The sequence below is a fragment of the Streptomyces sp. SPB074 genome, assembly GCF_000154905.1.
Lineage (GTDB): Bacteria > Actinomycetota > Actinomycetes > Streptomycetales > Streptomycetaceae > Streptomyces.
Genome location: NZ_GG770539.1, coordinates 2,279,344 through 2,291,103, shown reverse-complemented (window position 1 = coordinate 2,291,103; position 11,760 = coordinate 2,279,344). Strand labels below are relative to the sequence as shown.

General features: G+C 71.7%; 7 protein-coding genes. 4 read left to right on the top strand and 3 right to left on the bottom strand.

The features are described 5' to 3' along the window. Positions 1-295: 295 nt before the first annotated feature. Positions 296-1,075: an HAD-IIA family hydrolase gene (locus SSBG_RS09270; protein ID WP_008745916.1), complete on the top strand. Its 780-nt coding sequence runs from the start codon at positions 296-298 to the stop codon at positions 1,073-1,075. A 216-nt stretch (positions 1,076-1,291) separates the two neighbouring features. Here the strand turns inward: SSBG_RS09270 and SSBG_RS09265 are convergent, their stop codons facing one another. After that, positions 1,292-1,567 (bottom strand): WXG100 family type VII secretion target, encoded by a 276-nt coding sequence (locus SSBG_RS09265; protein ID WP_008745915.1) that lies wholly within the window; start codon positions 1,565-1,567, stop codon positions 1,292-1,294. A 213-nt stretch (positions 1,568-1,780) separates the two neighbouring features. Between SSBG_RS09265 and SSBG_RS09260 the strand changes: the two genes are divergently transcribed. The 3 genes from SSBG_RS09260 (at position 1,781) to SSBG_RS09250 (ending at position 4,420) form a co-directional block, all read left to right on the top strand. Next, the gene (locus tag SSBG_RS09260) at positions 1,781-2,062 is read left to right on the top strand and encodes a hypothetical protein (protein WP_234010448.1); all 282 of its coding nucleotides are present in this window, start codon (positions 1,781-1,783) and stop codon (positions 2,060-2,062) included. A 198-nt stretch (positions 2,063-2,260) separates the two neighbouring features. After that, on the top strand, positions 2,261-3,295 hold the full coding sequence (locus tag SSBG_RS09255; RefSeq protein WP_008745913.1) for a hypothetical protein: 1,035 nt from the start codon (positions 2,261-2,263) through the stop codon (positions 3,293-3,295). Positions 3,296-3,409: 114 nt separating this feature from the next. Beyond that, entirely contained in the window at positions 3,410-4,420 is a 1,011-nt protein-coding gene (locus SSBG_RS09250; RefSeq protein WP_037869321.1) for a hypothetical protein, read from the top strand. Between the two features lie 87 nt (positions 4,421-4,507). On the opposite strand, the gene SSBG_RS09245 is transcribed toward SSBG_RS09250, so the two are convergent. Next, the gene (locus tag SSBG_RS09245) at positions 4,508-6,592 is read right to left on the bottom strand and encodes a hypothetical protein (RefSeq protein ID WP_008745911.1); all 2,085 of its coding nucleotides are present in this window, start codon (positions 6,590-6,592) and stop codon (positions 4,508-4,510) included. 185 nt (positions 6,593-6,777) lie between these two features. After that, entirely contained in the window at positions 6,778-11,229 is a 4,452-nt protein-coding gene (locus tag SSBG_RS09240; protein ID WP_037871268.1) for an FtsK/SpoIIIE domain-containing protein, read from the bottom strand. Positions 11,230-11,760 lie beyond the last annotated feature (531 nt).

Below are 11,760 nucleotides of genomic sequence, written 5' to 3'. Positions count from 1 at the left end.
TGGGGGGAGCGGACGGGGCCCGGGGCGGTGACCCGGCGATCGCGGAGGGGGCCGCTCAGCTCGTGCTGGCGCCGCTCTTCGGGCGGCTGCCCGTGGAGGAGTGAGGGCGGGGGCGGCGGGGGACGGTGCTCACGGCCGGGGACGGGACGTCCGGCCGGGGGCGGGGGCGCCGCCGCCGTACGACCGCCGCGACCGCGCAAGTCCGGTCGTACCTGATCGCGAAACGGGCGAGAAGCGCCGCATAGGATGGCCGCGCCCGTCCCGTCCGTCCCCGCAGTCGCCAGGAGTACCGCCCATGCCAGAGCGCAAGCCCATCGAGTCGTGGCTCACCGACATGGACGGCGTGCTGATGCACGAGGGCGTGCCCGTGCCCGGCGCGGACGCGTTCCTCCGCAAGCTGCGCGACTCCGGGCGCCCCTTCCTCGTCCTCACCAACAACTCGATGCACACCGCGCGTGACCTGCACGTCCGCCTCAAGCGCATCGACCTGGAGGTGCCGGTCGAGAACATCTGGACCTCGGCTCTCGCGACGGCGAAGTTCCTGGACACGCAGCACCCCGGCGGCACCGCCTACGTCATCGGCGAGGCCGGGCTGACGACCGCGATGCACGAGGCCGGGTACGTGCTCACCGACGCGGACCCCGATTTCGTGGTCCTCGGCGAGACCCGTACGTACTCCTTCGAGGCCCTGACGCGCGCGATCCGCCTCATCAACAACGGCGCCCGCTTCATCGCGACCAACCCCGACAACACGGGCCCCTCGCCGCAGGGGGCGCTGCCCGCGACGGGCTCGGTGGCCGCGCTCATCACGAAGGCGACGGGCAAGGACCCCTACTTCATCGGCAAGCCGAACCCGCTCATGATGCGCACCGGGCTCAACGCGATCGGCGCGCACTCGGAGTCCTCGGCGATGATCGGCGACCGGATGGACACCGACGTCCTCGCGGGTCTGGAGGCGGGGATGGAGACCTTCCTCGTCCTCACCGGGCTCACGACGGTCCCGGACATCGACAAGTACCCGTTCCGGCCGACCGAAGTGGTGGACTCGATCGCGGACTTGGTGGACCGCGTCTGAGCGGTGGCGCCGCCGGGCCGCGCAACAGGGCCGGTACGGGGCGGCGTTGGCCTTCCCGCTTCGACGCCCGCGAGGCGTGGCGTTGGCCTTCCCGCTTCGACGCCCGCGCCGCGCCGGGTCGGCCTTCCCGCTTCGATCCCCGCGCCGCGTCTGCCGCGACAGCGCGTGCCCGCACCCCCCTTGGGGTGTGCGGGCACGGGTGGCTCCGGGCCTGTGTCAGCCGTTGATCTGGTCGTTGGCCTCGGCGGCGCTGTTGGTCTCCTTGCGCGCCCGCTCCAGCGAGTCGACGAACTTGCTGAGCGTCGGCCGGAGTTCTTCCCAGTCGTCGCGGAAACGGTCCGCGCGCGGGCCCTTCCAGTAAGACGGGCTGGTCTTGGTGGCGTTGTTCAGCGCGGTGATCAATTCGTGCAGGTTCGTGTGCTGGTGTCCGAACGTCTTCGAGAGCGTCCGCAGTTGCGAAGTGTCGGCGCCCTTCATGCCATCGCCGGCCATGAGAAGCCTCCCCGTGTTCCGATGGGCGGCCTTTCCGCCCGCCGCGACGACACTAACGCAAGCCGCGTCGGCGGGGCACGGAGAATGTCCCAAGCTGCTTGCTGTCGTGGCCGTTTGCTTCTTAGCGTGAGGGCGGCGAGGTGTCCTCGCACGGCTTCGAGCAGGAGGAACGACGTGGGGAATCCCCCTGAACAGCCCAAGGTGGACAATCCGATGAAGCAGCGCCTGGAGACGCTGAAACGCAATGTCCAGGAAGAGGTGGGAAAGATGGAGAAACACCTCAAGAAGGCGTCCCAGGACGTCGGTGAAGGAACCAAGGACAAGTCCTGGGTCGGCAAGACCGCCGACGACTGGCATACGGACATCGAGGGGAATCGCGGTCGTATGCTGGGGGAACTCAAGAAACTCGTCCCCGCGATTCAGCGCAAGATCGACAGTGTGCCGGACAAAGTACCGCTCAACGAGGCCAAGTTGATGCGGATGGACATGCGGTGAATCGTCGGTGCGCCGTCACCTTGGAGCGGTTCCCGCTGCCTGGGCGGCGTGCCGCCCGGGGTCGGCACTGCGCCCTCACCGGGTGGTCGATATCGTCGGCCGAGGCGCGTAGGCGCGTAGGCGCGTAGGCGCGTGCGCGGTATCCGCCTGGAGAAGGTGGGGTAACGCGTCTGTCCGACACGGGACTTCGGGGGAGTCATGCGGATGAATGGTCACCGCGTCAAGGCCAGGGCCAGGGCCGAGGTCAAGATCAAGATCATGGTTCTGGCCGGGTCACTCTGTCTGCTCGCCGCCGCGTGCGGAGGCGACGGCGACGAGGACTCCAAGGCATCCCCGGAAGCCGAGTGGTCCGATCACGTGTCCCTCGATGTGAGCACGGGAAATCTCGTACCGGGAAAGTCCACGGCGCTCCAGGTCGCGACCGGGAACAGCAGCAGGCCCATCACGCGCGTCCCACTCGAACTCGGTTTCAGAACGGTGGGGTTGGCGCTGCCCCGGGAGAGCGCGCTCAAGGTCGAGTACCGCGACGCCGACGACGCGCCGTGGAAGCGGCTCGCGCTCTCCGTCCGGAGCGGCGCTCTGCGGGGCAGCGTTCCTGTGAACGTGCCCCACGGCACCGTGCGGCGCTTCTGGCGGATCACACCCGGTTTCGAACCCGACGGCGTTCTCCAGACCTTGAAGGTGAGCGGAAGTCTGGGCGGGAGGGGGCAGGTGGTCCATTCTGTGTGGGAGCAGCCCCTGCCCGCGGCCACCGTCCTCCCCGGCCGCGAGCGGGGCGAGTCCGCCCCGCTCTCCGGCTCCGCCTGGACCGAGTACACCTTCCGGGTCCGCAATCTGTTGCCGGGCACACTCCACGGCGCTCAGGCGAGGGCGGAACTAGCCTGCGTCGGGAAGGATCAGAACGACCAGAAGCCGTGCGAGACGACGGAAGGAGTGCCCGGCTTCGAGGCGCAGTACTTCGACGGTGACGGATGGAAGTCGCTCGCCGCAGAGGGGAGTTCGTCCGCGTCCCCGGACGCGCAACCCAGGAACGATGTCCTCCTGCGCGAAGCCGCGACGATCCCCGCCAAGGGGGAGAAGCGGTACCGCTTCCGGCTCAAGGCCACATCCTCGCTGGGGGAACGGTTCGACCACGCCGAACTGGGACTGTGGATGGTCTACCCGAAGGCGAAGAAGGGGCAGAACGGCATGCTGGGCTACGCGTCCATGACGAGCCGTTTCGGCACGGACTAGAACGCGGGCGGATACGTACGCGGGGGTACCGTCGGGGGCGCGTGCCGCCCGGGACGGACACGGGACGGCGCGGCGGGACAACTACGTGCACAGCAGCCGACTTCGGGAGAGATGATGAGCCAGCGCCACATCCGGTCCCTGCTCGCCGCAGGGGCGGCGCTCGTGGTGGTCACCGCCTGTGGGAGTGACGGGGGCGACGGCAAGCCCCGGCCCAGTGCTTCCGTGCCGGAGGTGGCGCGCTACTTCCAGATGAGCATCGCGCCGCAGGACATTCCGCCGGGAAAGCCGGCCCACCTGCCGTTCCGGTTCAAGAACGACGGCGACGCACCCTTCGACGCCCGCTTCGAATTCCGGGTGACGCCGCTCCATCAGCCCGCGCTGAAGACGGACCAGTGGGAGCTCGGCGTGAGCGACGACCCCGTCAAGGAGTCCGGGACACCAGTCGAGTTCGCGAAGGGGCCGGGCACCGGAGGGCTGAGCGGGACCACTTCCCTGAAAGTGCCCCAGGGCAACTCGACGCGCTACCTCACGTTGAGCAGCGACCGGCACGTCGAGCAGGCGGGGGAAGGCGTGCGCGTGAACGTGCGCGCCACCGTCGACGGCAAGGTCGTGGGGAACGTCACGCAGGACATCGACTTCCTGGCCGTCTCCGCAGACACGACGGAGCGGAACAAGCCCCTCGAAAAGGCCGGTGTCTGGACGGAGTTCACCTATTCCCTGAAGAACCTCACGCGTACGGAACTGAGCGGCCTCCAAGGGGACCTGGCGCTCGGCTGCCTCAGCGGGAGCGGCGGTCCTCTGGCCGACCAGGTCTCCTGCGTGTCCCAAGAGGACGGCGAGCAGCCCCCGTTCACCGCCGTGGAATGGCGCGCGGACGGGGACTGGAAGCCGGTCCCGGGCATGGGCGGAGAGAGCGAGAAGGAGAACACTCCCGAAGTGGCGGGTACGTTCGCTGACTTCGGGCTTTCCGCTCAGGGAAGCCAGGAACTCCGGATACGCGTCAAGCCTTCCGCGGCCATGGAACGCGAGGACAGGACGGGGCGGCTCCTGCTCACCCTGACGCACCGGGACAAGGGCGAGATGCGGCAGTACGCCGAAGTGCGGCAGGAGTTCCCGCTGTCGTAGGGCGAGCAGGCGGGCGGGCGAACAGGTACGCAGGCGGGCCCGGGTCTCCCCCGGGTCTCTCGCCTGCTGCCCCGCCGTCAGACCCCCTCACTCACCCTTGCCCTGCGTCCCCCAGTCCCGCACGTTCCTGCGCGCCTCCAGGTCGCCCCAGATGTTGTTGATCACTGCGGGCTGCTCCAGCCATTCGCCGTAGGCGGTCCGCTGGGACGGGGTCATTTTCTCGACCGGCTTGACCGAACCGTCCTTGTTGAGGAAGTTGTCCGCCTCCGAGTGGATCTTCGGGGCGGCCGACTCGGTCTTCGGGTCGCCGAGCACGTTGTGGCCGTCCGCCGAGAGCTCGACGGGCCGGTACGTGACGTCCGGATAGGCGACCTTGTCGTACCCGTGCTTCATGCCCCGGTCCGCGATGTCGCGGTAGGTGGCCTGCCAGGAGGTGTCGGCCACTTGGGCCTTCATCTTCTTGTAGTCGGTCATCATGTCCTTCGGAACGTCCTTCTCGCTGACGTGGAAGGCGTCCTTCAGGAGACCGGTGGCGGTGTCCGTGGCCAGGCCGTAGATCGCCCCGACTCCGGCGCCCTTCATCCCGGCCACCCCGGCCCCGCCCAGACCGCCGGCCGCGACTCCGGTCACCTGATCGATGACGCCGTCGCGGAAGGCATTGGTGTCGGCGATCCACTGGTCGATGTCGTCCTTGTGGGACTTCTCGGCCTTGTTCATGGCGTCCGCGTAGAAGCCGTCGAGGAAGCCCTGTTTCGCGCTGAGCCAGCGCGTCATGTCCTCCGAGCCCTTCCCCGGCCTGATCGACTCGATCTGCTCGCCGATGCGTGCCTGCTGCACCGCGAAGAGCGAGGAGATCGTCCCCGCGCCCTGCGCGTCCTTTGCGGCCTCGACCATCATGTCGGACCACAGGTCCGGGCTGACCTCGACGCCGGAGAGCCCCAGGTCCTGCGACTTGAGGAACTTCGCGTAGTCCCACTTGTCGCCCTTCCAGAACTGGTCGGCGACGGGCGAGGCGATGCTGTTGGACATGCTCTGGAAGTTGGCCGTGGTGATGCTCGTGAAGAGGGCGCTCGTGCCGTCGATGGGAGGAACGCCCTTCATGTCGCCCTCGGCGTGCTCGTGGTTGGCGAAGAGCAGGTGGGCGACGTTCTTCTCGGCGAGACGCGGGTTCGTCTCGTGCAGCTTCACGGCCCCCGCGTTCAGGACGCCGAGGAAGGCCTCGCCCCGCTCCTTCGGTTGGTCGACGCGCCACGGTCCGGCGGGGTAGAGGGCCTTCTCGACGAAGTCGAAGTTGTGGTCGGTCCATTCGCCGGCGGCCTCGTCGTTCTTCGCGATCGCCGCGAAGAGCTGGGTGTACCCGTCCTTGCCCCACTCGCCCGCGCTCATCCCCGAGTTCTTCTCCATCCACTCGGTCTCGGCGGCGTACTTGCTGTTCTTGCTGTCGAAGACGCGGTCCCCGAGCGCGACGAGGAAGTCCTTGTCGTGCTTGCCGCCGGGAAGCAACGGCATGAGGAGGTCGGCGCGGAAGGCGTCCGCTCCCTCCGGGCCGATCGCCCCCTTGTCGAACCAGTCGTTCCACGCCTTCTGCTTCTCCTTCGCCGTCCTGCCCTCGAAGGCGACCTGCGTGTACGTGCCGAACGTGTCGGCCAGGACCTCGCGGTCCTCCTCGCGCTGCTTCGGGTGGTCCTTGTAGCGCTCGTTCATGTGGTCGCCCATGCTGAGCGACAGCATGGAGAGGGCCTGCGGGCCGAGGGCGTCGTAGAAGCCCTTGAGGTAGTCGGCGTCGGCCGAGTTCGCGGTCAGGGTCGCGAAGACCTCGGGCGAGATGTCGCCGTTCTCGATCTGCTCCTTCCACTTCTCGCCGGCCTTCTTGCCGTCCGCCGTCGCCTGCTTCGCCGCGCCGACCTTCGCCTCGTCGATCTGCACGTATCCCTTGACGCCGTACTTCGTGTGCTCGGCGATCGAGAGGTGCAGGCGGCGCCGCAGCCCCGGCAGCTGGTTCTCGGCCCAGCCCGCGATGGTACCGAGCCGCACCAGCGGCTCGGTGTCGATGCCGTACTGCCCGAAGCTCGACTTGATCCACGTGACGGAGCCGCGCAGCTCCTTCTGGTCGGAGTCGAGCGAGGCGATGGTCTTCGCCAGCTTGTCCGGGTTGATGCCGGAGAAACCCATGGTGCACTGCCCCCGTTGGTTCGTCCTTCCTGGGTACGGGGCGGTTGGGGCCGCCACCGTACCGACGCCTTGGCGGGAGCCAGTATCACGCACGCGGGGGCCGCGCGGGACGGACGAGTACGGTGAAGGCCGCCGTGGGGGAGGGGTGTTGAGCCCTTCCCCGGCCCGGGGCCGGCCCCCCGCCCCTACCCCTCCCCCGGCAACACCGCCTGTGACGGGCTCAGTTCGCCGCCCCGGACGAAGAAGCCCCGTCCCGCCGGGCCGCCGCCGCTGCCCGAGGGGAGCCGGACACCGAAGACCTCGCCGTCCTGCGCGCCCGAGGGGGAGAGGATGAGGCCGTTGCGGCTGCGCCTGGCCTGCACGACGAACCCCCGGTACTGCGAGGACAGCGTGTCCGAGGCGCCCGCGGCGATGACCCCGATGCCGCCGTCCATGCCGTCCTTCATCAGCTCCTCCAGCGCCTCGTCCAGCGGAGTGTCGTAGAGGAGTTCGGCGTCGTCGGCGAGGATCGCGTACGGTCCGCGCGCGCTCTGCGTGTACGCCGTCAGCTCCGCCGCCGAGGCCGTCCCGTCGAGCACGCCGAGCACGCCGTCCCGCCCCTCCAGCGCGCGCAGCGGCGAGCGGCGCGGCGTGAGGACGATCAGCTCGGTGCCCTGCCGCAGCAGCGAGCGGGCCGCCGTCAGGAGGGTGCTGGAACGGCCCGAGCGCGGCGGCCCGGTGATCACGAACCCGGGCCCGTTGGCGTCCAGGTCCATGCCCAGGGGCGCCAGCTCGTCCCCGCCCACGGCGAAGAGCGCCCACAGCGGCGAGGGCGGCGCGAAGTCCGGTACGAGGTCCATCGCGGCGCCCGCCTCGATGCGCGCGGGCAGGACGTCCACGCGGAGCGGGCGCGGGGCGCCGCGCCGCGCCGGTGCGACGGCGCGCGCGAGGCGCTGCAACTCGGCGACCTGCGCCTGCCCCGTGCGGTCCTCGGTGAGCAGCGCGACCTGCGACTCGCGGACCCCGTCGTCGGTCGCGAGCAGAATCCGCCCGGGCTGCATCTCGCCGGGCACGTCCCTGGAACGGATGCCGACGAGCCCGTAGTCGCCCGTGTCGGCGAGCCGCAGCACGAGCCGCTGCCCGAAGATCGAGGACACGTCGCCCGTGAGCCCCGAACGGTCGGTCGTGAGGACGACCTTGATGCCGAGCGCCGGGCCCTCCCGGAACAGCCGCCGCGCCGTCTCGACCAGCCGCCCGTAGTCGTAGTTCTCGAAGGCCGTGCGGAACGCGTCCCAGCCGTCCACGAGGACGAGCATGACCGGCAGCCGCTCGCCCTCCGGCGCCGCCGCGCGCTGCTCGGCCGCGCTCGACTGCCCGCGCTCGGCGAGCAGCGTCTGCCGCCGTCCCAGCTCCGCGAGGAGCCGCCCGAGCAGCCGGTCCACCCGGCTCGTCTCGTCGCGCGTGACGATCGCCCCGCAGTGCGGCAGCGCGGCGAGCGGGAGCAGCGTGTTCGCTCCGCAGTCGATCCCGTACACGTGGACGTCCTCGGGCGAGCACGTACGGGCGAGGGAGCCCGCGAGGGTACGCAGCACCGTCGAGCGGCCCGACCGCGGGCCGCCCGCGACCATGACCTGTTCGCCGTCGAGGAGGTCGAGCGCGAGGACTTCGCGCGCCTGCCGGGCCGGAAGGTCCGTGATGCCGAACGGTACCGGGGACAACTCGCCCGGCCCGAGGGCTGGTTCGTTCGCCTCGGGGAGTTCGCCGAGGGTGATCCTGTCCGGGATCGGCTCCAGCCAGGGCTTGCGCGGCGCGGGGCAGCCGAGGAGCCGCGCGCCCTCGGCGATCGCGTCCACGAGCACCGCGAGATCGGTGACCAGGGTGCCGTCGTCGGCCTCGCCGTCCCCGCCGCCGGGCAGCGCCCGCCCGTAGTCCTGCCAGTCCAGCAGCCGGACGGCGACCTCCGCCGTCGCGTTCCGGTCGCCCGGCCTGCGGCCCCCGATCCGCGCCGACTGCACCCCGGTGAGCGACTGCGAACCGGAGCGCACGTAGCAACGCCCGGGCGTGGACTTGGAGATGAGGGCCGAGTCCGGCGCCTCGACCACGTCCCGCGACTCCTCCGCGTTCGTCACGCGCAGCGCGATCCGCAGGTTGGTGTTGGCGCGGATGTCCTGGCTCACGACACCGGCGGGGCGTTGCGTCGCGAGCACGAGGTGGACCCCGAGCGAGCGGCCGCGCCGCGCGATGTCGACCAGACCGGCCACGAAGTCGGGCAGCTCCGCGACCAGCGAGGCGAACTCGTCGATGACCAGCATCAGGCGCGGCATCGGCTCCAGACCGGGACGCAGCCGCCGGGCGTCGTCGTAGTCCTCGATGTCCTTCGTCGCCGCCGCGAACAGGATCTCCTCGCGGTGCCGCAGCTCGGCGGCGAGCGAGTCGAGCGCGCGCTCGGTCAGGTGCGCGTCGAGGTCGCTCACCATGCCGACCGTGTGCGGCAGGCGCGCGCAGTCCTGGAAGGCGCTGCCGCCCTTGTAGTCGATGAGGACGAAGTTCAGGCTGTCCGGCGTGTTGTGGAGCGCGAGCGAGGTGATCAGCGTCTGCAACAGCTCGGACTTGCCCGCGCCCGTCGTGCCCGCGATGAGCGCGTGCGGCCCGTCGCGGCGGATGTCCAGCACGAAGGGCCCGTCGGCGCCGACGCCGATGACGGCGGAGGTCGTGGACCCGCCGCGCTGCCACAGCGCGGCCACGTCCCGCCCCTGCGGATCGGGCAGCCCGACGAGGTCCAGGAGGCGCGCCGCCGTGGGCAGAGCGGCGTCCGCGTCGTCACGGCTGATGTCCCGTACGGGCGCGAGGGCGCGCGCCACCCGCGCGCACCACGCGGTGCTCACCCGGTCGGCCAGCACCTCGCCCGCCGCTTCGTACCCGTGCCCCAGCAGCCGTACCCGCGCGCCGGGTTCGGCGGGCCAGCACACCGCCGTGCGGCACTCCTCGGGCAGCACCCGCTGGTCCTCGTCCACGCAGATCGCGTAGATCCCGGCGGCGGGGCCCTCCTGGAGCAGGCGCGGCACCCCGGGGACGCGGCGCAGCAGCCGGGCGCCGTCCAGGACGAGCAGGATGTGCGTGTCGGGGCGCAGCGCGTCGCGCGTCGAGCTGTTGCGCGCGGCCTCCTGCCTGCGGTCCAGCTCCGCCGTCACCTCGGCGACCCTGCGGCTCACCGTCTCGCCGTCCGTGCCGAGCAGCGCGAGACAGCCCTGGCCCTGCCGGGGGGCCGCGTGCGGCAGCCAGTGCGCCCACTCCCAGCGCTCCGCCGCGTCCTTGGCCGAGGAGAGCACGACGAGCGACAGGTCGCGCGGCGAGTGCAGGATCGCGGCCTGCGCGGCGAGCCAGCGCGCCGAGGCCACCGCCCGCTCGCGGTCGCCCGCGACGCCGACGACGCCGAGTTCGGTGAGCGGAAGCGTCAGCGGCACGTTCGCCACGACCGGCGGCTCCGGCTGCCGGTCGCTGCCGGCGTACCCGCCCTTGACGAGGTCGATCTCGGCCGGCAGGTCGGCGAGCCCGACCCGCAGGTGCAGCGCGTCCACGTCCGTGATCCGCCGCTCCCACAGCCGCCCGCGCGGTCCGGTCGCGAAGAGCAGGGCCTGTGCCGGGTCGGGGAAGCCCGCGCGGCGCCGCGCCTGGTCGCGCGCGCTCAGCTCCGCCAGCTTCTCCTCGTGCGCGGCGAGCGCCGCCCGGTACTCCTTCATCTCGGTGCGGCGCCGCTTCTTGCCGTGCCGCCGGTCGCTCCACCACTGCCCGAGGAGCATGAGCGGCGACATGAGGCAGAACAGCAGCATGTAGGGCGACTTCATCATGAAGTACATGCCGAGCCCGAAGAAGAACGGCAGGATCATCGAGAGGACCTGGAGCCGCTGCCCCTCCGTCTTGCGCGGTTCCTCGGGGATGTCGAGCCGGGGCCGCGCGCGCGGCGAGATCAGCCGGGGCGGGCGGTTGTAGGCGAGCCCGCCCTCCTCGGTCGGGGTCAAGTGGGCGTCGGGCGGGCCCGGTTCGGCGAGCGCGAAGACCGAGTCCCCGCAGGCGAGCAGCGCTTCGGCGGGCCAGGGCGTCTCCCCGGCGACCTCCTCGCTATCGAGCGTGAGCGTGACGCCGGGGGCGGGCTCGACGGTGACGGTGCCCTCGTGGCCCACGGTGAGGCGCGCGGCGAGCGGGGGCAGCGAGGGTTCCTCGACGCGTACGGTCGCCGCCGGGCCCGAGCCGAGCGTGCTCGCCCCGAGCGCGACGCGCGCCACGCGCCCGGCCGCCGGGCCGCCGCACACCCGCACCTCGAAGCGCCCGCCGGGCTCCGCGTTGCCGACCCACGGGCCGATCGCGTCGTCCGTCGAGACCCGCACCCCGTCCCGCAGGCAGGGCCCGGCGGGCTCGTCCGGCGCGCACTTGCGCCCGTCCACCCACAGGTTCGGCGGGCTCTCCCGCAGCGGCGTGACCTGGGACGGGACCCCGCCGCCTGCCAGCCCGCCCGGCAGCCCGAACGCGGCGGCGCCCGGCCGCCGCGCCGCGCGCCGCAGGGCCGCGGCGACCTCGGCGGCCGTCGTCCGCTGATCCACGGTGACCACCGCGTCCTGCCCCGGCGTGCCCTCCTCGACGAGCGTCATCCGTACGCGCATCCGTACCGTCTCCCCCTGCCAGGCTCGCGCCGCGCTCGCCATCGAACTTCCGTGCGCGGCACGGAAATCATGCCGTATCCGGGTGCGGGAGCGGGTGGGCGGCCCGTGCGGGGGCGGGGGAGGAGCGGCAGGGAGCCGCGCGCGGCGGCGGGCGGGCGGCAGGGGTATGGGGGGATACGGGGCGGAACGCGACCGCCTCGCCGCCCACCACGATCCGGGCCCCGCGTGGCAACTCCGCGCCCCTCCCCTCACTCTTCGCGCGTACGTTCCTTCACTCGGCCGGGGGAACGCCACGCGCGCAGCGGATGCGCCGCGCGGGCCGGGGCAGCACCCTCCTGTGTGAGGGAGGTTCACTATGGGTTCGTACCGCGTCACTTTCTGTGCCGTCGCCGCGCTGCTCGCGAGCGCGGCCGGCCTGCCGGGGGCCGCCCTGGCGGCGAGCGGGGTCCCGGAGCGCCCCGCCGCCGCACGGGCCGAGGCGTGCCCGTACGGCCCGGGCGCGCCGGACGCCGCCCCGTCCCCCTCCGCCCC